The following is a 21,371-nucleotide window of genomic DNA, read 5'->3' on the forward strand; positions in this document are numbered from 1 at the left end:
AAATAGTCACGAAGTGATTGTTTGAGTTTTCGTTTTCTCGATTTAACGAAGGCACCTATCTTTTATGATTTTCGGGAACGAAGTGAACCTAAAAGGCAGTAAGAAAATTTTGGCTAACACCTATTAAGCGCTATATTCGCGCTTAATTATGCCATTTTCAAACAAAAAGCGAAATATTTATATGGTTGCAGCCATCAAAGAGATTCATGCTCAACGGCGATCAGGATGCACAGATTCAAAAGCTTAAGGAGGAATGTAAGCTCCGCAAATACTCGCCAGAGACCGCGAAGGCATACCTTGGTGTGATTACTCATTTTCTTGAATCAGGGAAAGAACCGCGGCAGTTCTTGCTGGAAATCACCGATAAAAGCAGGGCAACCATGCGGGGCACGTATTTCGCGCTCAGATTTTTCTATGAAGCGGTATTAAACAAAAAATTCAGCGAAGCCATCCCGCTGGCCAAGAAGAATATCCGGCTCCCTGAAGTGTTAAGCAGGGAAGAAGTTATGAAGATGTGTGAAGCAGTCAAAAATCAGAAGCATAAACTTGTTCTTGCGTTGCTGTACTACGCCGGTTTGCGCCTGTCAGAAGTCATCAACCTGCGATGGAAAGACATTGATTTTGAGCGCGGTCTCATTCATGTCAAGATAGCAAAGGGGGAGCACGAACGGGTTGTTTTCCTGCACGAAAAAGTGGCGGGTTTATTGAAACGGTTTAACGAAGAAAACGACCTGAACAAACAAATCCTCATTTCAGAGCGTGGCAACAAGTACAGCAAACGAACAGTACAGCTTATTGTAAGACACGTCGCACGCAAAGCAGGCATCAGAAAAGAGGTTCATCCGCACATGCTTCGGCACAGCTTTGCCACTCACCTTCTTGAAGGGGGTGCGGACATTCGTTACATCCAGCAGCTGCTGGGTCATAAGAACTTGCAAACAACACAAATCTATACGCACGTGGCGAATAAAGATATCAAGAAATTAGCGAACCTTCTCTGATCCTAAATTACCATAACCTATAAATAATACCTGCTCTTTCTTCCGGTAATGGTAGCGTTGCCTAGCTCAAGAGACCTTTCGTCTTTGCTCGATTACTTTTTAGATGAAATCGCATTTGATAATGCCCCTTCGCAGGGGGAGAAACTCACTACCCAACAGCTGGAACTCGTTGTTAACCAAGACGATCTCACTATTCATGTTTTACACAAAGATGGGGAATTGCAGGACGCGATTTCGTATAGTCCTGAAACACGTTGCGAGTATGGATTTACTTCGGATTACCTTCGACAGATTTCTGCTCAAGCAAAAGGTCGGGCTCAGTGGAGAACAGGGGATGGCGTTCCCGTGATTGCGCACAAACACGGTGGAATTAATGTTCCTGCGGTAGGGTTCTTCAAGGTTACTCAAGAACCGGACAGGATTCTGTTTACCTACCTTGGCTTTTTCGTGACGGAAACATCTACTCTCACTGATGGTAAAGTAGTGACGAAAAAAATATCGTTCGGACATGAACCCATTCAACTTCCGTATACTAAATCTACTGTCTATCCGCAGTGATTTTTCTTCATTTTGAGATTTAAGAAATTAGCAAACCTTCTCTAACTATTCCTTCTTCTGTGCTGCTTTCTTCGGCGCTTCTGTCTTACTTTCTGTTTCTTTTTTCTCGTTTGCCTTCTTTTCTTCTTTCTTATCGTCTGCTTTCTTCTCTTTCTTTTCCTCGGTGGTCTTTTTCTGTTTTTCTATCTCAGCGTTGACATCAAGATAGTGCTTTCCAAAGAGTTCCGCAGTTACCGAACCGTCTTCATCTTTGATTGCAGTAACCTTGACAAATCGCGGCGGATTTTTCATGCTGCGCGCCCAGATTTGCATATTGACAAAATTGCCGAGTTTGACATTCTCTGACTTCATGTGGCGAACGAGGAATGCGCGCAGTGCCCGAACTGCCCTTTTCGCGCGCTTGTGCGCAGGCACTTTCATGAATTCCTTGCGGAGCGGTACAATATACGTTCGTTCGAGTTTTGCCATTGTTTTATGCCTTCAGTTTTTTGCGGCGCCAATTTCTTTTGACGACGGTGTGTCGTCCCGGATGCACTTTTCGTCCCGGTCCGTAAATTTTAAGGACGGTCCAGAATGGTGCCCAACGTGTCTGGCGGCCATACTTGGCAAGCCGTCTTTTTCTGCTGGGATGTTTGAATCGTGCCATGTTAAACTCGTTTGATTGTTGTTTCCTTTTTATCAGGTGTCATCATCCTTATGATGTCCTTGAATTGTTCGTCACTCAACGGCGCGCGTATCTTGCCGGCTTTGATAAACTGGCCGAGTACGACCATCGCCTGCAGCGCTTTTTCCGGATGGGCAAGTTTCAGTGTGCCCAGCCGCGCAATAGCATCTGCAGCCAAATACTGCTTGACCACTGCCTCGAGCATTTCGATCTGTTGTTGCAGCTCGGCTTGTTTTTCATACGGGCTATTGCCATACTCCTGCGGCGCTTGGTGCGCTGCATTGAGTGCTGCACGTTTTTGTGCCCGAAGTATTTCAAGCTCATCCATGTTATGCTTGGATGCTTATTTTTTTCTTTTTTTCCTCAGCCGGCTTTTCTGATTTTTCCTTTTCCATCTTCTCTGTTTTTTCTCCGGGCTTTGCGTCAACACCTGATTCGGTTGGTGCTGCGGGTGCAGGCCGAGGTTTTAGCCGCGGTGAGGCTTTGATAAGAGTGAGTGCTACCTTGTCAAGAAGTGAATGTCCTTTTGGTGAGACAATGCGCCCCTTGTGTTCCGCGTCTTTCGGCGTCTGCTTCAAGAGGTCTGCTTTTTCGAGCTGCTGGAACATCTTTCGGATAAGGTTGCCGGCGCCGCGGTAGAATCGGTCAGGCTTGTGGCCTCTGTTTTTTCTGCCGCCGTATCGCGTGCGGAGTTTTGAAACGCCAATCGGGCCATGCATTGCAGCAGTTCGGAGAATCGATGCGGCGCGAAGATACCACCAATCGGTTTGCGTTGGTGGGCGTTCCTTGCTCATGCCTGTTTTACAGAATGTTGCCCACACCGGTGGCTTTATCGACTGAATCTTCTTCAGCTCGTCAGCGGTTTTGTAGATGAGGGTTGTCGCGTCAACGTCGTACAGTAAGCTCATAGGTATCGCTTTTTGTTTTTTTGATTTTGATGAGGTGAACCTTGCGGTTCGATGGGGGATGCGGACATCCCAAAAGGATATGATGAGAAACAAGGCGGTTGTTTATAAAGGTTTCTGTTCCAGCGGCTTTGTTCGTCGTCAAATTTATAAATAAGTTTCATTTTTTGAATCGCCATGAAAGCAATCATCATCGCCGCGGGCATGAGCAAGCGTCTCATGCCTATTACCACAAATCTTCCGAAATGCATGCTCAAGATAAAAGGCAAGCCCTTGATTCAGCACGCCCTTGATATTTTCAAGGCAAATGGCGTGGCCGACATTTCAGTCATCCGCGGCTACCAGAAAGATAAAATTAATTTTCCCGGCCTCTCGTATTTCGAAAATCCGGACTTTGAAAACAACAACATTCTGCATTCGCTGATGTGCGCAAAACAAAAACTGAAAGAGGCCATTGAAAATAATGAAGACATCATCGTGACCTATTCAGACATTTTGTTCAAAGATGAGATTGTAAAAAAACTGTTGCCATCACGCGAGCCGGTTTCAATCGTGGTTGACACCGAGTGGCATGAATACTACAATGGAAGAACCGACCATCCCATTACTGAAGCAGAAAACGTCGTGTTCAACGACAACCTGCACGTCATAAAAATCGGCAAGGATGTTATCACGGACAGCGTTCCGCACCACCAGCAGGGAGAATTTATTGGTCTCTGGAAATTTTCCCCGAAGGGCGCAAAAACATTTATCGAGCAGTTCGAGAAGCTCAACAGCACCATTGTCAAAACAAACCCCTACCAAAACGCGAAAGAGTGGCGCAAGGCATACATCACCGACATCCTTCAAGACCTCGTGAACCACGGCCAAAAAATTCATTGCACGCTCATCCAGAAGGGCTGGAAAGAATTTGACACGGTGCAAGACTTTCTCCGCGTTGGCGGCCAGTTGCCTGAAGAACCAGCGCAGCGTCTTGCCACAAAATGAGCCAGACTTTTTTTTTCGGTGCAGGAAGCATTTCGCGCGTACAAACTATTCTTGAAAAAGAAAAACCAAGCCATATTTTTCTCGTGCACGGAAAAAAATCCTATGAATCATCCGGCGCAGCAGCAGTGCTTGACCCGCTTCTTAAAAAATATCACGTCACCCGTTTTTCTGATTTTGACGTCAATCCAAAAATTGAGGATGTGCGAAAAGGCATTGCCCTCTTCAAACAGTATGCCTGCGACTTTGTCATTGCCGTGGGCGGCGGCACATCTATAGACATTGCGAAAGCAGTTGCCGTGCTTGCATGCCACCATGATGCGCCGGAAATATATCTTGCTGGAAAAAACGAAATAACCCACCGCGCGGTTACTTTTCTCGCCATTCCCACAACATCCGGCTCTGGTTCCGAAGCAACGCCGTTTGCCGTGGTGTACATGAACAAAATAAAATACTCCTTAAGCCATCCGTGCGTTCTTCCAGACTACGCGATTGTTGACCCCAAGCTCACGATGAGCCTTTCACCGCATCAGACCGCATATACTGGCATGGACGCATTGTCTCAAGCGATTGAATCATTTTGGAGCATCAACTCAACCGAGGAATCAAAGCAGTACGCCCGCGAGGCAATTCCGCTTGCGCTTGCGCATCTTTCTGACGCTGTCACCGCGCCAACGCTTGCCGCACGGGAAGCAATGGCAAAAGCATCACATCTTGCCGGAAAAGCAATCGCCATCACCAAAACAACCGCGCCGCACGCGATTTCATATTATTTCACCACCTATCATGGTGTGCCGCACGGCCACGCAGTCGCATTGACGCTTCCATCGCTTCTTGTTTTCAACAGCGGCGTGACCGATGCTGACGTGAATGACGAGCGCGGTTCGGCGCAAGCAAAAAAAACAATGCGTGAATTGGTTACACTTCTCGGAGCTTCATCAGTTGAATCTGCCGCAGAAAAAATAACTGTGTTGATGAAACATATCGGCCTCGCTGTCCAGCTTCGCGACCTCGGCGTGGCTGAAACAGAGCATCCACGCATTGTGGCGAGCGTTGATCTGGAGCGCGTGAAAAATAATCCACGGCTGTTGACGGCTGGTGCATTGAACACTATTTTACAGAAGATACAATAGACCCAATCTAAATACGCTCATCAACAATCAACAGCACGACCGTTCACATTCCATACAATTTGTCTTGCTGCACATTCGCGGCACCAGCTTTCCTTCGGTGCCCCATTTTTTCATGCCGTCAAAAATCTGCATGACACCCGTTCCCTTTTCTGTGAGTTGGTATTCAACTGCACGGGGAATTTCCCGGATTATTTTTTTCTGAATAAGGCCATCAGTTTCAAGTTCCTGCAGCCGCATCGATAGCACACGGTTCGTGGCATGCTTTAGCCTTCCGCTCAGCTGGTTGAAATTCCGTTTTTCGTTGTGGTACAATTCCTGAAGAATCAGAATTGTCCATTTTTTCCCCAGGACGTGCTGTATTTCCAAAAGCGCACAGTTTGCCATTTTCAGGTATCCTAATTGATACGCTTCTTTTAAATATTACTTTTTCCCCCGTATATTTCGAGGTGTTTTCCATGGCTGATGAATCATGTGCTCCGTGTACTCCTGTTAAAATAAAAGTGCCCATGACGCCGACACTAGAGCGTCTTCTTAATCCTGACCTCTTTCGACGAGATGAGCCGCTTTTTACCGGTACTCTCTCGCCGCCGCAGGGCGGTGATAAAGTGTATAATCTTACTCCTGACGAAATCAACGCGATTCTCAAACGGCGCGGGGCTGTCGTTGATCTTCATCCAGGCATGGGCGGCATTTCACCGGATAAATTGCGAGAAGAAATTAGAGCAGGCCACATGCTTACATCCCTTGATTATATGCTTACGCGCGGCTGTAACTTTGAATGCACCTGGTGTTTTGCGAGTTCCAGCCCGCTCCAAAAAGACATTATTCCTTACGGTATTCTTGAAAAACTGACTGCTGATGCAGTTGCTATTGGAACGTCCCTGTTTATACTTACCGGCGGCGAGCCGCTGATGTATCATGATCCGGCACTGGGGAGACAGCAGGGCCGCGGCGATCATTTTTTCAGGGTGGTTGACATGATTCGCCGCACTGCTGCTGCCGCAGGAAGAGAAGTAAAAATTCTCACATTCGACGATGTAGCGCTGATAACTCCTGAAATCGCGCGCCGGTTTGCTGATTACAAAGTTGGCTTATGCACGAAAGGCGACACGCTCATTGCTGAACTGCAGGACTACAAAGTGAATCAGGTCGGTGCGTTTGACAAAATGACGCGCGGCTACCAACATCTTATTGATGCTGGCTATGGGAAAGATCCAGCGCTTCGCCTCGTTGTCAATTCAGTTCTTGACCACACCACATTCGATGGCATGGTTGACTTGCACTCATGGGTGATGGATCACGGCTTTGACCATTCTATTGTGCCAGTGCATTACTGCGGCAACGCTGTCAATGAGGATCAGGAAGGCGGCATTCATTCTCCGCATGTAAAAGTTCTTCTCGATTTGATTGCCCGCGTTGATGCAGACCGGTATGGGATTGTGTGGAAACCCTGGTCTGCTTTCACGTACGACAAAACGTGCAACCGGAATCTTTCCGGACTGCACGTGCGCGCAGACGGAAATGTTACTGCGTGCTCTGAATCGCCTGGCCCCGACGAGACTGATCGATACACCTTTGGCAATGTCACGACGCCCGGCTTTTCGCTGAAAGATTTAGTGGCGAGTGAGCGCCTGCGGCAGTACCGTGATGAATTTGCGCATGGCTATGGAACGTATGTATGCAATCCGGATGTGTGTGACTTGAATGCAAATGACCTGTGCAGAGGCGGTTGTGCGACACGTTCGGCGTATTCAAAAATTGATCCGGAAACTGGACTCATTGTCCAAAATACCAATCCCCATAACTACAGCGAGCATCGCGAGGATCCATTCTGCCCTGCGTGGACAGTGCTTGCTGAACGCCAGGGCGTGCTTCGACCCGGAGTGTTGCAAGAAATTCACGAGCGCCTGCTCGCAAAATCAACATCCCTCCAACCTGTCGATTTCCCTTATCAAGGAGCTGCGCAAATCGCGTAGCCTCTTCTTAAACACTCTCGTTAAAAAACCACAAACAATATAAACAGCAATTGCCTTTAGTATAATAAACCTATTTAAACAACACTTAAAGGAGGTGTGTGATGGGTGAAGTTGTTTCATTAGTACGAAAAGGAAATGGTGTAAAGGTAGAATCCAAAGGCTGGACAACTGCCAAAGTCAGCGTTGATGCTTCCCTGAAGCAGCGCCTGAGCGGTATGGATAAAAACAAACCATTCAGAGGCCGTGTAGAAAAAGTTGGCGGCAGCGGCAAGAGCGACCAACAGCAGACGCTCAAACTGGTTGAGATTCTCGGATAAACTTTTATTTTTTTCTGTCTTTTTATTCATTTCTTTTTTTTCTTCCTTTTCATTGTACTGTTATCTTAACGCTCTCGCACTCCCATTAAAAAACAACCCAAAACTATAAAAGGCACCCGGTTGTTGGTCGATGAACCATGTGTGGAATTATCGGTTATGTCGGAATGAAGAATCCCGTGGACACCTTGGTCGCGGGGCTCGAGCGGCTTGAGTACCGCGGCTATGATTCAGCAGGCCTTGCTATAATCAGCCAGCTGCCTCCGGCGGTTGCATTGCCTGCGTCGCTTGGCGCATCAGGCCTCACGTCAACGCTGGCACGCAGGGTTTCATGCATTGAAATAAAAAAAGTTGCCGGTAGGGTTGAAAATCTGAAACAGCATCTTGCTCGCTATCCCTTCAAAGGTGTTTTAAAAACCGCTGGAGGTGTTGCCGTTGGCATCGGCCACACCCGCTGGGCAACCCATGGCCAGCCGAGCGATGAAAATGCGCATCCCCACACCGACTGTTCAGGCAAAATTTCACTGGTGCATAACGGCATCATTGAAAATTTTTTTGAAATAAAAAATCGGTTGAGCAGCCATCGTTTTTCTTCGCAGACCGACAGCGAAGTTGTTGCGCACCTTATTGAGGAATATTACAACGAATGTGGCAATCTCCGGACGGCTGTCCAGCATGCGCTCAAAGAATTGCATGGCACCTACGCGCTTGCGGTTATCCACCAGAATACTGGTGAGATTGTGGCGGCGCGCCATGGCAGCCCGCTCATTATTGGCGTGGGCACGGGCGAGCATTTTGTTGCGTCAGATGTTTCTGCGGTTGTTGAGCACACACGGAATGTCGTCTATCTTGAAGATCTTGAGCTCGGCGTCATCCGGCAAAATGGGTTTGAAGTGTACGGGAAGGATGGCCAACGAATACAAAAAGAGCTCGTGCCAGTTGACTGGGACCTTGAGCAATCTCAAAAGCAGGGCTTCAATCATTTCATGCTGAAAGAAATTCACGAGCAGCCGGCCGTGGCCAAGGAAACCATGCGCATTAATCTTGATACCTATTTCACCGAAGAAAATCCACCGGTCAATTTTTCCTCCTTCAAAAAATTATTTGTTGTCGCCTGCGGAAGCGCTGGGTACGCAAGCCTAATTGGAAAATATGTCATTGAAAAACTGTCGCGCGTGCCGGTGGAGTTCGATGTCGCCTCTGAATTCCGGTACAAAGACCCCATTCTGGGGCCGGACGATCTCGTGATTGCGGTCTCACAGTCCGGCGAAACAGCAGATACACTTGCAGCGCTTCGCATTGCCAAGGAAAAAGGCGCGAAAACACTCGGCATTATTAACGTCGTGAACAGCACGATTGCGCGTGAAGCAGACTCAGTGATATACACGCGCGCCGGCCCTGAAATTTCAGTTGCCTCCACCAAAGCGTTTATGTCCCAGATGATTGTATTTTACAAGATTGCTGAAAAACTATCCGGAAAAAAAATTGACCTTGAAAAAATTCCCGGCATGATTCTTCGAAACATTCTCGACCGCAAAGACGATATTCGTGCGGTTGCGCAGAAGTATTACCACGTCTATAATTTTATTTACATCGGCAGAAACGTGAATTATCCTGTTGCGCTTGAAGGGGCGCTGAAGCTGAAAGAAATTTCGTACATTCACGCCGAGGGGTATCCGTCTGGGGAGATGAAGCATGGCCCCATCGCGCTGGTGACTGACGAGGTGCCGACGGTTGCCATTGTTCCCTTGGATTCCATGTACCCAAAAATGATGAGCAACATTCAGGAAATCAAGGCACGGAACGGTAAGGTCATTGCGATTGCGACAGCCGGCGATGAGGACATTAAAAAACACTGCGACGACGTCTTGTATGTTCCGGTAGTTGATGAAATTCTCTATCCAATTCTCGCGGTGGTGGTGGCACAGCTGTTTGCCTACTACATCGCTGACTTCCGCCACTGTGACATTGACAAGCCGAGGAATCTGGCCAAAAGCGTGACGGTTGAATAATCACAAACTTTATATAATATGATGCCTCCGGATAACTTAGCAAATTATATTCCAAACTGAGGTGTTATAATGGCAAAAAAAACAAGTGTGAGTCAAGTGCTGCGCAAGACGCAGAAAACCGTGGTCAGCGACAAGGGCCGCGTGACGTTTGGTAAGCGCAAGGGACTTATGGGTAAAGGGCCAGCAGACATTTTTGGCGGCGATTCTCCCCTACCAAAAAAGCGCAAGAAATAAGAATCAATTTTTTTAATTCTTACTTTTTTTTATGTGGTGTTTTTTTCTCTTGTTTTAAAAAACTATTCACCAACCAGAAAACTAATCATCATCAAAATCGTTTCTTCCCTCAAGATAATTCTCAAAGCTTTCAAAGATAGACCTAACATAATCTCCAGCTCCGTCAATCGCTTCCCACGCCGTTCTTTCTACCGCTTGATCAATATTATTACCTATCCTCTCACCTAATCGTTGAACTTCACGCTCCAGTCCTTCACAAAAAGATTCTGGTGCATCTTGTTGAGGTACATACGTCATTGTGCACTAAAATATTGAAAACTATATAAACTTTCTGTGTAAAAAAAGGGTACGGGACAAAACAATTCAACCTAACCAGTATAACTTATTCCCTACTAGGGTAAGAAACAAAAAACAATATACTCGACTATACACTCCAAAATATACTCCCTCCTATTCACGCTGCAGAATACAGGCGATATGCTTTCCGAAAATCAATGGTGTGGTTCCGGATTTGCTTGTTGAGAAAACTTCTGGTTGGTATTTTTCTGCTTGAAATCTTCGCCAATAAAGAAAACGTCTGCGTTTGATGTTCTCTCTGCTCTCGTTTCTGTTCTTCAGTCACACTCATCATATTTTTCAGCACGGTTGTTTGCACAATCATTGAGCACCTGGGGCGGACACATTCGCGAGAAGATTAGATGAGACGCTGAAATATATAAATATTTCCATCAAACAACTGTTTTTTCGTGGTGAAACAACCACCGGTTGGTATATACTTTATATCCTCACTATTTATGTAGCATCTCAGCCTGTTCTTCTTGATGTCATTTGACGCAGTGTTCGGGGAACTGAAAAACCGCTACGGCCTCAAGAGCCAGCATCTTGACATTCTTGGGTGCCTGCAGCACTCCGACCGATCTGCCGATGCCATCAGCAAGCAGACGCAGATTCCTCTCGGTCGGTTGTACGGCTTTCTCAACGAACTGCTCGATAACGGACTGGTCGACAAAAGCGGGCGAAAGCCGTTTCAGTACTCGGTACAGCCGCCGCAGGAAAAAATTCTGCTGTTCATGCAGCGCCAGTTTGACACCGCAGTTCGTAACCAGTCTGAAATCATGAACCTGCTCGAGCAGAAAGACCGTCTGCATCACCTTGAGGTGATTGAAAGTAGTGAGCGGTTTAGCTATTCAATGCTGCAGATGCTCAACGAGGGCAAATATTTCAAGGCCATGGCGCGCCAGACCTCGTTTCCTTTTTCGCTGTATTCGCACGACAAGAAGGATTTTCTGGCGATTCGCGAGGCAATCGGCAGGCGTCGGCAAACACTTGCCTACCACACGCCTGAAATTGCGGCAATCATGTTCAATACCATCACCGAATTCCACCGCAAGCGCCGGCCATATACTGAAATCGTCTGCAAGGAAGCGTTTGACACGCATCTCTCGTTCATCCGCGAGGAATTTGGCAGCGATATGCACCAGCGGATTCTTGATGGGCTTGCACACAAAATCAAGCATTTTAATTTCAAGGCGTTTGTGGTTGATGAAATCAACCCTATGCAGATTTTCATCACGGACAAGCGTGTGCTCTTTTCGCTGATTTTCAAGGGCAAGACATCCGGTGTGGTCATCCGGAGCAGTGACGTGGTCAACCTCTATGAACACCTGTTTGCCACTATGCAGTCCCGCGCCGTGCCGATTGAGGACTATTTGAAACTGAAGTAGGCTTTGTCTTAACAGTTTATAACAAGTCGGCTATTTGGGCAAGTAGGGAACCTTTTGAGCAACCCAAAAGAGGGAATATCTTTTTAAACAGAAAGGCATTAAAAGATGTATGCCTTTAAAGTTTTATACTCAGGTCAAAGGAATGATCAATCTCTTCATGTCAGTTTTAATTGCGCTTGGGGTAAATTACCTGAACACATTCAAGGGGTGGGCAGTAGCAGCTATCGTACTTGCATTCATAGTCCAAATAACGATGCTCTTCATCCAATCAGTAGAAGAAAAACATTTTGCCACTGATGTTGGACATATGCAAAAAATGCATGGATTAGACCATGATAAAGATGAGGAGGCCAAAGCAATCAAAAATAGTGGGGAAATTAAGAAATTGCGAGAACGTGTGCAGAAAGTGACGGATAAAAACAAGGAAAAAAAAGTAGTAGACCCTAAATATTATCAGAACGTATTGAACTTGTTGAATCGGTTCAGGGAACGAAAATGATGGCGCCCATAAACTACTCCAATTTACCTACAAAAATGATAATGGAGAATGATATACTCGGAGATATACTTTATACTAACGATAGACTAACTACTATTCTTGAAAAGCTAGAAAAAAAGCTAAACCATCTGAAAGATGCGCGTGACTTCTTCTTTGTCTTATTAGATAGTCAGACTAAATCAGTTAAAGGTATTATTACTCTCCTAGAACTAAAAGAACTATTAAAATTTGTGAATGAAGAATTAAAAAAGACTAATAAAAACCTTCCTGATATTGAAATCCATACACCCACCTACTGTAAGAAACCTGTCTTGATAAAATCAGACAACACTATCACAGAGGTATTGTCTATTTTTGATTCAAATCAGGAAAATATATTGATTGTAGTTAATGATAAAAATGTTTATATCGGTAAGATTCGACGGACGACACTCAAAGATAAACTTGATGAGCTCATAAAATCTATTACAAGTTAAAGGCAAGATTCACTATGATCTTTTAGGCATGGGCTATCTATCTGGCAAAACCAGTCAATATTTATTTGAACTTTTTGGGTAGAACTAGCACTAAAAAGGTAGCATTATATTGGGCAGAACCACTGAAGTAGAAAACTATATAAATCCCCTCTTAATCGAAGGGTTTATGGACGCAGTTATTAGCAATTTCCGGCGAAGTCTAAAGCGCACCTCGGGCAACCACATGGTGATTGTCGTGCCTTCTATTACTAAGCGCGCTGATGCAGAAAAGCTGGTTGGCAAGAAAGTCTCATGGAAGTCACCTGGCAAGGAGCACAAAGAAATCACCGGTGTCATTCGCTCAGCCCATGGCAACTCTGGCGCTGTCCGCGCCATCTTTGAGTCTGGTATGCCGGGACAGGCAGTTGGAAAAAAAGTGCAGATAAGTTAATGCCCCCTAATCCAAGTAATAAAATCAACTAAATCAGCGTAATTCTCTCTTTAAAATCTTATGCGCATTATTTATTTTTTTGAACATCTCAACATCGCCTTCAGGCATATCCGGGTGGTACTTCTTTGCCAATTTTTTGTATTTCTTATCGATGTCATCCATGTCAAGAGAATGCTCCTCAACACCGAGCGTCTCCCGCGCTTCTTTGCGCATTTGCTCAACATCATCTTTTTCCGTGAAATCTAAGAGAAACTCCTCAAACGTCTTTTTTCCGGCGAGCAGGTCGGCTACTTCGAATTCTATGACTTTGAAAACCACATACAGATTATCAACATATTTTTGAGCGGATTTATAGCTGTAATACATGCGATATCCGTCAGCATACCAAGTCGCTGATGCAGGAAGATTTTTTATCGCAACCGGCTCAATATCTATAATTATATCATCATCTGCTACCTCAATTTTACCGAGTGTGGCGATTATATTATTTTTGTACTGCTGTGCCCGCCTGCCATAGGAATCTCGTGCAAGCACGGCGTTGAATGTGTGCCCTTTTATGCTGGTGGTTGCCATTGTTTCAAAACAAAATCCGGAGAATTTTGTATACTCTTCAGGAAAACCGGTAGTTTATAAACCTATCTATAAAAAGAGGCATCTTTATATTGTGCCTCCTCTCTTAATCATTGCATGGGAAACTTTTCTAACCTCGGCTTAAAAAAAGAAATACTGGCAGTGTTGTCCCGATTACATTTCACCGAATCATTAGAAGTTCAAGATGCAATAATCCCTCTGGCACTGCGCGGCAAAGATATCGTATTCACCTCACGAACCGGCAGCGGGAAAACACTCGCGTATCTTCTCGGCTTTCTTGGAAAAATCAATCCAAAACACGGCATCCAAATGCTGGTACTCGTTCCCACGCGGGAACTTTGTATCCAAGTTGGGAAAGAAATAACTAAAGTGTGCGATCCTCTCGGAATCAAAGTGGGCATGCTCTACGGCGGCAGGGAAATAGCCGGAGACCACATGACCACAAAAAAACGAAACAACATCATGGTTGGCACTCCGGGACGGCTTATCCAGCATATAAACGCAAAAAATATCAAAGTGGGAGACGTCAAATACCTTGTTTATGATGAGAGCGACCAGATGTTTGACCGCGGCTTTTTTGACGAATGCGTGTATGTAAAAAAACGGGTGAGTTCAGATGTTCAGACGATTTTTTCTTCAGCTACCATGACTGAAAAAGTGCAACAATTTATTGAAACAGCGCTGCCGGGCCATGAAGTATTAAAAATAGGCGACTTAGTCCCCAAAAAAATTATTCAAGAAAAACTGTTTTGCACTATCCCTGAAAAGAAAGAAGTGTTGCTGCGCTTTCTTCGCCATAAAAAATTTAGTCGCGTGATGGTTTTTTGCAATAGGAAAGACCGAACTGCGGAACTTACTCGATTTTTATCAGCCCACAAATTCCATGCCAAAGAATTAAGCAGCAACCTCATGCAAGATGAGCGTTTTAACACGCTCAACCTTTTCAAGGATGGAAAAATCCACATTCTCATAACGACTGATGTTGCTGCTCGCGGGCTTCAAATTGAAAATGTGGATCTGGTTGTCAATTACGATGCTCCGACACGGGCGGAGTTTTACATCCATCGAATAGGAAGGACTGGTCGGCGGGATAAGCCCGGGTATTGTTTATCGTTAATATGCCCCGAAGATGACAACCGGTTTGCTGATATTGAATTTGATTTTGACGTGAGCGTCGCAGAACTTGATACAGAATTTAAAAGAAAGAAAATGTAAAATAAAGAATTATACTACAATCTTGTTTCTCGTAATCGTCTTGTACATCATATACAATCCGCCCACCGCACTGCCAACACCTGCAATCCAGTACAGCACGCGTTCAGGAATATAATTAAGAACCACGAGCGGGTAGTTTGCGAGTTTGGCAATAAGAAACAGGCCAAAAACAAGGAACACCAAACCCATCAAGAACTTATGTCCGGTGGGCTTTGGCTTGAGCATATTTTGGAGCTGGTGCGGATTCATGGTTTTCCTCACTTCTCACAGTTCTTAGACAAAGGGAATCTTCACGACGCCCTTGCAGCCGAGAATGAACAGCACCGAGCCGGCAATAAAGCCAACAATCAGGCCCTTAAACAGGTCGCCCCAGTCAGTGACAAACGCTTTTCGAGAATGAAACAGTTGCAGTAACAATGCCATGCAATCACCTTTTTTGTTTTTTATTTGTTTTTTTATTTTTTGTTTTGATAATCGTGTACGGTAATCTATTTAAAGTTTGTGTTGCGCTGGACCAATAATCAAACAACATTTGAACAACAACATTTAAATATCAAACAGCGCATTATCGGATGCATGGTGTTCAATAAGAGGTTGATGGCGGTTTCACTTCTCGTGCTCCTCTTTTTGCCTCTTTTTTCCTCGTCAGCTGCTGCGCAGGAAAAAACCATCAGTGATACGCTCTATGAAACCGTGAGCTCCGTATTCGGCTTCATGGACCAGATTCAAATTTCCCTTATCGGCGAGCAGGGAGATGCCGCTGCAAAATCAACTTTCTGGGCGCGTTTCCTGATTTGGATTCTCGTGTTTACCATCTGTTATTATGTTTTCAGACTGTTTTTGCCGGGAAATATCGCCGGCACCATCGGATTTGTGCTCGCGCTGATTTCTGTTCTGGGAATTCCCGGCACGCTGCTTCGCGACATCATCATCAACTACAGCCTCATCGCCACGCTGATTCTTCTCGGCGGGCCGATACTTGGCTTGCTGTTATTCCGCTTCAAGATGAAACAACAGCACGGCGGCAGCGTGTGGACACACGTCGGATTTGTGCTGCTGGATGTGTTCATCCTTATTCTCCTCATCAAATTTATGGCCTCACTTAACACCACATTCAGCTCGATTATCTCATCATGGCAGTCCATCACCCAATGGAGCAGCCTATTCCTTGTTGGCATGGTTATCATTCTCGCATTTGACATCTTTGATGTGTGGCGTGCTGCAAAAGGCCGCTACACTCAACCGTACATGCCCTCAATTATTCCCGGCGCAGCTGGCGTGCGCGACCTGACGCAACAGGCGGAACGCACAATCACTGATGGGGAACGGCTCGCCGAGATTATTAGGCAGTATGACCATGCAATAGAAGAAAAAGAAGCCGTGAGTGCGCGGTTTGCTGCCGGTGAAATCGGCCTCTCCACACGGCTCACTGCTATCGAGCGGCAAATCGAGAGCATTGTCTTAGATCTCCAACAGCTGCAACGAGAAATTCAGTCTCATATTTAGGTGATACTATGCCGACGGTTCAAGAGTTATTAGCCAAATGCGATGACCTAAAATCCAAAGCAATTGCACTCCTCGCAGAAGTCCGCGAGCTGTTGGCAAAAGACCGTGCCGCGCTTGAGCAGGAGCAATCCGAAGACAATAAAATAATCCAGATGCATCTTGAAAAAGAACAGCGCGGAAAAAAAGCAGGGCGTCTTGCACAACGTGCAGCAAAAAAAGAACTCGCCGTTAACATGATGACACACAACGAGCGCGTCAAAGAGCTTGCGTCAAAATCAGCAAACATGAGCGTGCTCGTGTATAAAGCGGAGCGTGGTGAAGAGCAGGACGATAAGCGTATTCAAGACCTGCTCGCTCTTGTTGTTGCCGCTGAAAAAGAGGAGCTTGTCGAGGAGCAGAGCCACGCCGCCGTGCTTGAACAGCTTGAACAAGATCTCAAATCACTCAAAACTGACCCGCGGCAAATCAGCCGGCTGAATCCATCGGGACAGGCAGAAAATCTCCAGACCTGGGCGCGTATCCACGCACAACTCCAGAAATTAAATGCGCTCGGTCAGGCGCAGTATCTCATGCAGGGCCGCATCAAGCGGCTGCGTGAAGAACTCATGCCGCTGCTTGCCAAGGAAACTGAAACCGACACTAAAATTGAACGGCTCCTCGCGTGGCTTCGCGACCTCGACGAGCAGGAACGGCTTGTTGAAGAAAAAGAAGATGAAAAAACAGCAGAAGGAACTGCTGACATTGAAGAATACAAACAGGCAGCGTAATAAACAAACTTTAAAAAGACCGGAACACACAAATCAGGTAAAAGATGGTGAAGCATCAACTGAAAAGGGCACTCGCAGATTTGACGTTCCTATTTTCATTCCTCTTTTCTTTCCTTCCAACAGTTTCAGCAGCGCCCTTCGCCGGTGACATTGGCAATGTGGGCGATACAGTCATGCAGCTGTTTTATCCCATCTTCGGCGTAAACATGCTCGAGAGCGCCAACTTCGCCTTCTGGGCAAAATTCCTGATTTGGATTCTGCTGTTCGCTTTGTTTTACGCAGTTTTTCGCATGCTGTTCAAAGAGAACAAAAACATTGCGGTGACGCTCGGCGTTATTGTCGCTGCAATCTCCACACTCGGCATGCCGGAAAGTATGCTGCGCGGCATTATTGAATCGTACACCTTTTTTGCAACATTTATTCTCTACATCGCGCCGATTGCAGGAACCTTATTTCTCATGCACAAGTTTTTCGGCGAGGACAATCGGTTCAACCACATCATCAAGGCAGTCCTCTTTTTCCTGCTTGCTGCACTGCTGACACACTTCACTTCAGCAATGCAAACTGCGGGCATTCCCAGCTTTAATATTACTCAAGGCATTGCAGGGTTTGCAACGAGCGTGTGTATTATTGCAGGACTGTATCACATCTTCAAAGCGATTTTTGCGGGACCAGCGGGAGCTGCTCCAACAGCACCAACCTGGCCGTTTGGAACCACACCAGCACATCCCGGGCCAACACCCGTGCCGCCTAATTTCACTGCGCGCCTTGACGCCCTTGAAGCGGCTATTACTGCCTACAACAACATTCGCGAAACTGCGCTGCGCGTTCCTGCAATGCGTGATTTGCTGAATGCAAACGCTGCGGGAGGCATTCCTCCTTATCCCACTCCACCGTATCCTGCGCCCGTTACGACAGGTCTCGACTGGGGACCATACAATGCGGCGCAAGCAGCACTTGATGGTGAGGCTCGGCGTATTATTACCCATCTACAACACATTAGTCGTCATCCTGATATCGGCCGGATTACTAACGCTGAATCCGTACGTTTTGATAATCTCCGTATTGATTTTGGAAATGCAACTGCTGCAACACTAAATTTGTTGCATGAATTTGAACGTCATCGAATACACAACGATCCATCACCTTGGTAAATTAGTAAAACGTGATACTCATGGCACCACCAATTCCAGTTCAAAAAAGTGCACAAGAACTTGACGAAGTTATTGCACTATTTATCACAGAAGTAGACGAGCACCGGCGCAGTGGCACTCGACAGTCTCCCGAAGTATTCTCATCTCTTCTCCTTAGTCTTACCAAGCAACGTGAACTGCTTCGACATCTTGGTCAAGGCGGAGATACCATCTCCCCCATTTCCCACACTCCCGGCACCATTCGCCCCGATATCCGTGCGCGCGAAGAAGAAACAATGATGCGCGCTGCGCAGGAAAAATCTGAAATCTTGCAACGCTTGCGCGACACGATGAAAGCGGAGACTGATATTTACCGTATGCAGGAAGAGGAACGGGCAGATCTTGACAAAATAGGCAAGATGCTTGACTCAATGAGAACCATGCTCGAAAAAACACCACCCCAAGCTAACCTTGATGTTCAGTTTGATTCATTCCTTCATACTATCCGCGACGTTTTGCAAACTGACTTGCTCGGCCCATTAACCGACCGACAAGCGGCTTTGCTTCGTTTTGTAGAAAACACTGAAGCAGTGCTTGAAACGCAATACTCAAAATATTTCACTGCAGAAGAACTGCGTCATCTCGACGAAGTTCGCGAGCGAATAACCCAACGCGCACGGTCGTTCCTTGAGCGCAGAACAAAAGCATACCAAGGATTCCCAAAAGTCCTCGCCCAAATAAAGCCAGCTACACAATTGCGCACGGATGCTGACCGCCATCAGGCGCGTTCGCTCATTGATCGCGTCAAAAAAAACGGCATTGATGTTATGGTGCGCGACGGCATGGAAACTGGCCGCATGGTTCGTCTCGAGCACAATGAATTCGAAACACTCGCTGATAAATTCGCATCCTGAGGTGTCATATGGTCGATGTTGCAATTGAACTGAAAAAAAAGCCAAAAGGCGTAATCCTCGTGCAGGGCTTTCCCGGCTTCGGCCTCATTGGCACCATTACGACCGAGTTTCTCATTGACACGCTGAAAGCAGAACTTATTGGCACCGTCTTATTTCCCGACATTCCAACCATGGTGGCAATCCACGACGGCAAGCTCGTGAATCCAGTCGGCATTTTTTATGACAAGAAAACAAACCTCGCCATTCTCCACGTCATCACCAGCGTTGCCGGCATTGAATGGAAGCTGACCGAAGCAATTCTCGAAGTGGCAAAACAGCTCGAAGCAAAAGAAATTGTAAGCCTTGAAGGCGTTGCGTCGCCCATGGCAGATGGCACCGGTGGCGAACCGGATGCGCGCTGTTTCTTCTACACCACGCTCGCTGGCGCTGCCGCAAGATTCCAAAAAAGCAAAACCCAACTGCTCAAGGAAGGAATTATTATCGGCGTCACCGGCGCACTGCTGATTAAAGAAGCAAAAAATCTATCCTGCATTTTTGTTGAAACCCACACCGGCCTGCCTGACAGCAAGGCAGCTGCAGAAATAATCAAAGTGCTCGATGGCTACTTGGGCTTGAAACTTGACCCAAAGCCGCTGCTTGACCAAGCAGAAAAATTCGAGGAGAAACTTCGCGGGCTTCTTGAGCAAACAAAAATGGCCAAGGACACGCAACAGAAGAAGAGCTTGAATTATGTTGGATAGATTGATAGATTAATAGGCTATTTTTTATCTTATTTTTTTTATGTTCTTCTCTTTATCGTAACTCTCCATTAAGATATTTAAATTGTACCATCGCCCTCTCCAAAAGCTTTATAAAGGGGTGGCGTTTTGTAGAGGTTCATAAACGCCAGAAATGGCAGAAAATAAAGAAAATTCAAGAGATTAAGGAAGATTCCTTACTCTCCTTATCATAAAAAAGAGTGAACGGAGGAAATCCCTATGGCAAGAGAAAAGCCCCACATAAATTTGATATTCATCGGACACGTTGACCACGGAAAGTCCACTACAGTCGGACGACTGATGTACGATACCAAGAACATTGACGAAGCAGCCATGCGCAAGCTCAAGGAAAAAGCAGAAGAGCTCGGCAAGAAAGGATTTGAATTCGCCTTCGTTATGGACAATCTCAAAGAAGAGCGGGAACGTGGTGTCACCATTGACCTCTCCCACCGCAAGTTTGAGACCAGCAAATACTACTTTACTATTATCGACGCACCCGGACACAAGGACTTCATCAAGAACATGATTACCGGAACGTCACAGGCAGACGCCGCAGTACTTGTTGTTGCTGCAACCGACGGCATCATGGCTCAGACCAAGGAGCACGTGTTCCTTGCAAAGACCCTCGGTGTCCAGCAGATTATCATCGCCATCAACAAAATGGACATGCCGGGCGTTGAATACAAACAGGAAAAGTTCAACCAGACCAAGGAAGATGTTTCCAAGCTGCTCAAATCAGTCGGCTACAAGCCTGACCAGATTCCGTTTGTGGCGATGGCATCACTTCACGGCGAGAACGTTGCAACCAAAACAACAAAAATGCCATGGTACACGGGCAAATCACTGCTTGAAACCATCGACGATCTCAAATCACCTGAAAAGCCAACCAACCTTCCGATGCGCATGCCTATACAGGATGTCTATAACATCACTGGTATCGGCGTTGTTCCGGTCGGAAGAATTGAAACCGGCATTCTCAAGGTAAACGACAAAGTCATGATTGTACCCGGCCGCGAAGGAAAAGGCGTGCCCGGCGAAGTCAAAACAATCGAGATGCACCACGAACAGATGCAACAGGCAGAGCCCGGCGACAACGTCGGCCTTTCAGTGCGTGGCGTTGGTAAAAAAGACATTACCCGCGGCGATGTTATGGGTCACCCTGACAACATTCCAAAAGTTGCCAGCGAGTTCACCGCACAAATTATCGTGCTGAACCACCCAACCGTTATCACGGCAGGATACACTCCGGTGTTCCACATCCACACTGCACAGGTTGCGTGCCAGTTCATCGAACTGGTCAAGAAATTGAACCCTGCAACCGGCGAAGTGCTTCAAGAGAAGCCTGACTTCATCAAGAACGGCGATGCTGCGATCGTAAAAATCAGACCGCTCCAGCCGCTTGTCATTGAGAAGCAGAAAGACATTCCCCAGCTTGCCCGATTCGCAATTCGCGACTCTGGTGCAACCGTTGCTGCGGGCATGTGCATTGACATTGTCGAGAAAAAGCTCGCCTAAATTTTTTTAATTTATTTTCATTATACCATACATCGATAGCTCACAAGGGGTACAGGCATGAT

29 protein-coding genes are annotated in these 21,371 nt (G+C 46.3%); 19 read left to right on the top strand and 10 right to left on the bottom strand.

Going from position 1 to position 21,371, the window contains the following annotated elements; genetic code table 11:
• The first annotated feature begins 206 nt into the window (after window positions 1-206).
• Together Q7R76_00035 and Q7R76_00040 are read left to right on the top strand one after the other, a co-directional pair.
• Window positions 207-1,001, top strand: a complete 795-nt coding sequence (locus Q7R76_00035) for a tyrosine-type recombinase/integrase (protein MDO8641967.1) — start codon at window positions 207-209, stop codon at window positions 999-1,001.
• A gap of 48 nt (window positions 1,002-1,049) precedes the next feature.
• Window positions 1,050-1,559, top strand: a complete 510-nt coding sequence (locus tag Q7R76_00040) for a hypothetical protein (GenBank protein MDO8641968.1) — start codon at window positions 1,050-1,052, stop codon at window positions 1,557-1,559.
• 45 nt (window positions 1,560-1,604) lie between these two features.
• Here Q7R76_00040 and Q7R76_00045 read toward each other — a convergent pair whose 3' ends face one another.
• The 4 genes from Q7R76_00045 to Q7R76_00060 are packed head-to-tail and all read right to left on the bottom strand — an operon-like array spanning window position 1,605 to window position 3,131.
• Window positions 1,605-2,027 carry a 50S ribosomal protein L31e gene (locus Q7R76_00045; GenBank protein ID MDO8641969.1) on the bottom strand — a complete coding sequence of 141 codons (423 nt, stop codon included), beginning with the start codon at window positions 2,025-2,027 and terminating at the stop codon, window positions 1,605-1,607.
• A gap of 4 nt (window positions 2,028-2,031) precedes the next feature.
• Window positions 2,032-2,205 carry a 50S ribosomal protein L39e gene (gene rpl39e / locus Q7R76_00050; protein ID MDO8641970.1) on the bottom strand — a complete coding sequence of 58 codons (174 nt, stop codon included), beginning with the start codon at window positions 2,203-2,205 and terminating at the stop codon, window positions 2,032-2,034.
• 1 nt (window position 2,206) lies between these two features.
• Window positions 2,207-2,551 (bottom strand): DNA-binding protein, encoded by a 345-nt coding sequence (locus Q7R76_00055; protein MDO8641971.1) that lies wholly within the window; start codon window positions 2,549-2,551, stop codon window positions 2,207-2,209.
• Between the two features lies 1 nt (window position 2,552).
• Window positions 2,553-3,131, bottom strand: a complete 579-nt coding sequence (locus Q7R76_00060) for a 30S ribosomal protein S19e (protein MDO8641972.1) — start codon at window positions 3,129-3,131, stop codon at window positions 2,553-2,555.
• Between the two features lie 174 nt (window positions 3,132-3,305).
• On the opposite strand from Q7R76_00060, the gene Q7R76_00065 reads away from it, so the two are divergent.
• Entirely contained in the window at window positions 3,306-4,115 is an 810-nt protein-coding gene (locus tag Q7R76_00065; GenBank protein MDO8641973.1) for a phosphocholine cytidylyltransferase family protein, read from the top strand.
• Window positions 4,112-5,245 (top strand): phosphonoacetaldehyde reductase, encoded by a 1,134-nt coding sequence (locus Q7R76_00070; GenBank protein MDO8641974.1) that lies wholly within the window; start codon window positions 4,112-4,114, stop codon window positions 5,243-5,245. Before Q7R76_00065 ends, Q7R76_00070 begins: the two co-directional genes overlap by 4 nt.
• A 27-nt stretch (window positions 5,246-5,272) precedes the next feature.
• Here the strand turns inward: Q7R76_00070 and Q7R76_00075 are convergent, their stop codons facing one another.
• The gene (locus tag Q7R76_00075; GenBank protein ID MDO8641975.1) at window positions 5,273-5,629 is read right to left on the bottom strand and encodes a winged helix-turn-helix transcriptional regulator; all 357 of its coding nucleotides are present in this window, start codon (window positions 5,627-5,629) and stop codon (window positions 5,273-5,275) included.
• A gap of 71 nt (window positions 5,630-5,700) precedes the next feature.
• Here Q7R76_00075 and Q7R76_00080 point away from each other — a divergent pair, with 71 nt between their 5' ends.
• The 4 genes from Q7R76_00080 to Q7R76_00095 all read left to right on the top strand — a co-directional run bounded on the left by Q7R76_00080 (window position 5,701) and on the right by Q7R76_00095 (window position 9,781).
• Window positions 5,701-7,221, top strand: coding sequence for a radical SAM protein (locus Q7R76_00080; GenBank protein ID MDO8641976.1), 1,521 nt, complete (start codon window positions 5,701-5,703; stop codon window positions 7,219-7,221).
• Between the two features lie 101 nt (window positions 7,222-7,322).
• On the top strand, window positions 7,323-7,538 hold the full coding sequence (locus Q7R76_00085; GenBank protein MDO8641977.1) for a hypothetical protein: 216 nt from the start codon (window positions 7,323-7,325) through the stop codon (window positions 7,536-7,538).
• A 137-nt stretch (window positions 7,539-7,675) separates the two neighbouring features.
• On the top strand, window positions 7,676-9,547 hold the full coding sequence (gene glmS / locus Q7R76_00090; GenBank protein ID MDO8641978.1) for a glutamine--fructose-6-phosphate transaminase (isomerizing): 1,872 nt from the start codon (window positions 7,676-7,678) through the stop codon (window positions 9,545-9,547).
• Window positions 9,548-9,616: 69 nt separating this feature from the next.
• Window positions 9,617-9,781, top strand: coding sequence for a hypothetical protein (locus Q7R76_00095; protein ID MDO8641979.1), 165 nt, complete (start codon window positions 9,617-9,619; stop codon window positions 9,779-9,781).
• An 81-nt stretch (window positions 9,782-9,862) separates the two neighbouring features.
• Here Q7R76_00095 and Q7R76_00100 read toward each other — a convergent pair whose 3' ends face one another.
• A complete protein-coding gene (locus Q7R76_00100) occupies window positions 9,863-10,078 on the bottom strand; it encodes a hypothetical protein (protein ID MDO8641980.1) in 216 nt (71 codons plus the stop codon).
• Between the two features lie 157 nt (window positions 10,079-10,235).
• Window positions 10,236-10,442 carry a hypothetical protein gene (locus tag Q7R76_00105; protein MDO8641981.1) on the bottom strand — a complete coding sequence of 69 codons (207 nt, stop codon included), beginning with the start codon at window positions 10,440-10,442 and terminating at the stop codon, window positions 10,236-10,238.
• Between the two features lie 160 nt (window positions 10,443-10,602).
• Between Q7R76_00105 and Q7R76_00110 the strand changes: the two genes are divergently transcribed.
• The 4 genes from Q7R76_00110 (at window position 10,603) to Q7R76_00125 (ending at window position 12,910) form a co-directional block, all read left to right on the top strand.
• The gene (locus tag Q7R76_00110) at window positions 10,603-11,505 is read left to right on the top strand and encodes a helix-turn-helix domain-containing protein (protein ID MDO8641982.1); all 903 of its coding nucleotides are present in this window, start codon (window positions 10,603-10,605) and stop codon (window positions 11,503-11,505) included.
• 142 nt (window positions 11,506-11,647) lie between these two features.
• Window positions 11,648-12,004, top strand: a complete 357-nt coding sequence (locus tag Q7R76_00115) for a hypothetical protein (protein ID MDO8641983.1) — start codon at window positions 11,648-11,650, stop codon at window positions 12,002-12,004.
• A complete protein-coding gene (locus Q7R76_00120) occupies window positions 12,004-12,480 on the top strand; it encodes a CBS domain-containing protein (GenBank protein MDO8641984.1) in 477 nt (158 codons plus the stop codon). Before Q7R76_00115 ends, Q7R76_00120 begins: the two co-directional genes overlap by 1 nt.
• Window positions 12,481-12,646: 166 nt before the next feature.
• Window positions 12,647-12,910 (top strand): 50S ribosomal protein L35ae, encoded by a 264-nt coding sequence (locus tag Q7R76_00125; protein MDO8641985.1) that lies wholly within the window; start codon window positions 12,647-12,649, stop codon window positions 12,908-12,910.
• A 33-nt stretch (window positions 12,911-12,943) separates the two neighbouring features.
• On the opposite strand, the gene Q7R76_00130 is transcribed toward Q7R76_00125, so the two are convergent.
• Complete coding sequence (locus Q7R76_00130; GenBank protein ID MDO8641986.1) at window positions 12,944-13,483, bottom strand: DnaJ domain-containing protein; 540 nt, start codon at window positions 13,481-13,483, stop codon at window positions 12,944-12,946.
• Between the two features lie 114 nt (window positions 13,484-13,597).
• Between Q7R76_00130 and Q7R76_00135 the strand changes: the two genes are divergently transcribed.
• The gene (locus tag Q7R76_00135; GenBank protein MDO8641987.1) at window positions 13,598-14,716 is read left to right on the top strand and encodes a DEAD/DEAH box helicase; all 1,119 of its coding nucleotides are present in this window, start codon (window positions 13,598-13,600) and stop codon (window positions 14,714-14,716) included.
• A gap of 9 nt (window positions 14,717-14,725) precedes the next feature.
• Here Q7R76_00135 and Q7R76_00140 read toward each other — a convergent pair whose 3' ends face one another.
• Entirely contained in the window at window positions 14,726-14,965 is a 240-nt protein-coding gene (locus Q7R76_00140; GenBank protein ID MDO8641988.1) for a hypothetical protein, read from the bottom strand.
• Between the two features lie 24 nt (window positions 14,966-14,989).
• On the bottom strand, window positions 14,990-15,139 hold the full coding sequence (locus tag Q7R76_00145) for a hypothetical protein (protein MDO8641989.1): 150 nt from the start codon (window positions 15,137-15,139) through the stop codon (window positions 14,990-14,992).
• A 153-nt stretch (window positions 15,140-15,292) separates the two neighbouring features.
• Here Q7R76_00145 and Q7R76_00150 point away from each other — a divergent pair, with 153 nt between their 5' ends.
• The 6 genes from Q7R76_00150 (at window position 15,293) to tuf (ending at window position 21,309) form a co-directional block, all read left to right on the top strand.
• Window positions 15,293-16,222, top strand: a complete 930-nt coding sequence (locus tag Q7R76_00150; GenBank protein MDO8641990.1) for a hypothetical protein — start codon at window positions 15,293-15,295, stop codon at window positions 16,220-16,222.
• A gap of 8 nt (window positions 16,223-16,230) precedes the next feature.
• Entirely contained in the window at window positions 16,231-16,989 is a 759-nt protein-coding gene (locus Q7R76_00155) for a hypothetical protein (protein MDO8641991.1), read from the top strand.
• Between the two features lie 44 nt (window positions 16,990-17,033).
• Window positions 17,034-18,143 (top strand): hypothetical protein, encoded by a 1,110-nt coding sequence (locus tag Q7R76_00160; GenBank protein ID MDO8641992.1) that lies wholly within the window; start codon window positions 17,034-17,036, stop codon window positions 18,141-18,143.
• A gap of 20 nt (window positions 18,144-18,163) precedes the next feature.
• Window positions 18,164-19,036 carry a hypothetical protein gene (locus Q7R76_00165; GenBank protein ID MDO8641993.1) on the top strand — a complete coding sequence of 291 codons (873 nt, stop codon included), beginning with the start codon at window positions 18,164-18,166 and terminating at the stop codon, window positions 19,034-19,036.
• An 8-nt stretch (window positions 19,037-19,044) separates the two neighbouring features.
• Window positions 19,045-19,776: a PAC2 family protein gene (locus Q7R76_00170; GenBank protein ID MDO8641994.1), complete on the top strand. Its 732-nt coding sequence runs from the start codon at window positions 19,045-19,047 to the stop codon at window positions 19,774-19,776.
• 237 nt (window positions 19,777-20,013) lie between these two features.
• A complete protein-coding gene (tuf, locus tag Q7R76_00175) occupies window positions 20,014-21,309 on the top strand; it encodes a translation elongation factor EF-1 subunit alpha (protein ID MDO8641995.1) in 1,296 nt (431 codons plus the stop codon).
• Window positions 21,310-21,371 lie beyond the last annotated feature (62 nt).

The organism is Candidatus Woesearchaeota archaeon (genome assembly GCA_030651375.1).
Taxonomy (GTDB): domain Archaea; phylum Nanobdellota; class Nanobdellia; order Woesearchaeales; family UBA12501; genus JAUSFM01.

Excerpts from the sequence above, each read along its gene's own strand:
- Q7R76_00085 (MDO8641977.1), top strand. The coding sequence starts at position 7,323 with ATGGGTGAAGTTGTTTCATTAGTACGAAAAGGAAATGGTGTAAAGGTA.
- Q7R76_00145 (MDO8641989.1), bottom strand. The coding sequence starts at position 15,139 with ATGGCATTGTTACTGCAACTGTTTCATTCTCGAAAAGCGTTTGTCACT.
- Q7R76_00035 (MDO8641967.1), top strand. The coding sequence starts at position 207 with ATGCTCAACGGCGATCAGGATGCACAGATTCAAAAGCTTAAGGAGGAA.
- rpl39e (MDO8641970.1), bottom strand. The coding sequence starts at position 2,205 with ATGGCACGATTCAAACATCCCAGCAGAAAAAGACGGCTTGCCAAGTAT.
- Q7R76_00100 (MDO8641980.1), bottom strand. The coding sequence starts at position 10,078 with ATGACGTATGTACCTCAACAAGATGCACCAGAATCTTTTTGTGAAGGA.
- Q7R76_00150 (MDO8641990.1), top strand. The coding sequence starts at position 15,293 with ATGGTGTTCAATAAGAGGTTGATGGCGGTTTCACTTCTCGTGCTCCTC.
- Q7R76_00115 (MDO8641983.1), top strand. The coding sequence starts at position 11,648 with ATGATCAATCTCTTCATGTCAGTTTTAATTGCGCTTGGGGTAAATTAC.
- Q7R76_00065 (MDO8641973.1), top strand. The coding sequence starts at position 3,306 with ATGAAAGCAATCATCATCGCCGCGGGCATGAGCAAGCGTCTCATGCCT.
- Q7R76_00140 (MDO8641988.1), bottom strand. The coding sequence starts at position 14,965 with ATGAATCCGCACCAGCTCCAAAATATGCTCAAGCCAAAGCCCACCGGA.
- Q7R76_00080 (MDO8641976.1), top strand. The coding sequence starts at position 5,701 with ATGGCTGATGAATCATGTGCTCCGTGTACTCCTGTTAAAATAAAAGTG.
- Q7R76_00120 (MDO8641984.1), top strand. The coding sequence starts at position 12,004 with ATGGCGCCCATAAACTACTCCAATTTACCTACAAAAATGATAATGGAG.
- Q7R76_00070 (MDO8641974.1), top strand. The coding sequence starts at position 4,112 with ATGAGCCAGACTTTTTTTTTCGGTGCAGGAAGCATTTCGCGCGTACAA.
- Q7R76_00055 (MDO8641971.1), bottom strand. The coding sequence starts at position 2,551 with ATGGATGAGCTTGAAATACTTCGGGCACAAAAACGTGCAGCACTCAAT.
- Q7R76_00155 (MDO8641991.1), top strand. The coding sequence starts at position 16,231 with ATGCCGACGGTTCAAGAGTTATTAGCCAAATGCGATGACCTAAAATCC.
- Q7R76_00170 (MDO8641994.1), top strand. The coding sequence starts at position 19,045 with ATGGTCGATGTTGCAATTGAACTGAAAAAAAAGCCAAAAGGCGTAATC.
- Q7R76_00135 (MDO8641987.1), top strand. The coding sequence starts at position 13,598 with ATGGGAAACTTTTCTAACCTCGGCTTAAAAAAAGAAATACTGGCAGTG.
- Q7R76_00165 (MDO8641993.1), top strand. The coding sequence starts at position 18,164 with ATGGCACCACCAATTCCAGTTCAAAAAAGTGCACAAGAACTTGACGAA.
- Q7R76_00125 (MDO8641985.1), top strand. The coding sequence starts at position 12,647 with ATGGACGCAGTTATTAGCAATTTCCGGCGAAGTCTAAAGCGCACCTCG.
- Q7R76_00040 (MDO8641968.1), top strand. The coding sequence starts at position 1,050 with ATGGTAGCGTTGCCTAGCTCAAGAGACCTTTCGTCTTTGCTCGATTAC.
- Q7R76_00160 (MDO8641992.1), top strand. The coding sequence starts at position 17,034 with ATGGTGAAGCATCAACTGAAAAGGGCACTCGCAGATTTGACGTTCCTA.
- Q7R76_00105 (MDO8641981.1), bottom strand. The coding sequence starts at position 10,442 with ATGATTGTGCAAACAACCGTGCTGAAAAATATGATGAGTGTGACTGAA.
- Q7R76_00045 (MDO8641969.1), bottom strand. The coding sequence starts at position 2,027 with ATGGCAAAACTCGAACGAACGTATATTGTACCGCTCCGCAAGGAATTC.
- Q7R76_00095 (MDO8641979.1), top strand. The coding sequence starts at position 9,617 with ATGGCAAAAAAAACAAGTGTGAGTCAAGTGCTGCGCAAGACGCAGAAA.
- Q7R76_00130 (MDO8641986.1), bottom strand. The coding sequence starts at position 13,483 with ATGGCAACCACCAGCATAAAAGGGCACACATTCAACGCCGTGCTTGCA.
- Q7R76_00110 (MDO8641982.1), top strand. The coding sequence starts at position 10,603 with ATGTCATTTGACGCAGTGTTCGGGGAACTGAAAAACCGCTACGGCCTC.
- tuf (MDO8641995.1), top strand. The coding sequence starts at position 20,014 with ATGGCAAGAGAAAAGCCCCACATAAATTTGATATTCATCGGACACGTT.
- Q7R76_00060 (MDO8641972.1), bottom strand. The coding sequence starts at position 3,131 with ATGAGCTTACTGTACGACGTTGACGCGACAACCCTCATCTACAAAACC.
- Q7R76_00075 (MDO8641975.1), bottom strand. The coding sequence starts at position 5,629 with ATGGCAAACTGTGCGCTTTTGGAAATACAGCACGTCCTGGGGAAAAAA.
- glmS (MDO8641978.1), top strand. The coding sequence starts at position 7,676 with ATGTGTGGAATTATCGGTTATGTCGGAATGAAGAATCCCGTGGACACC.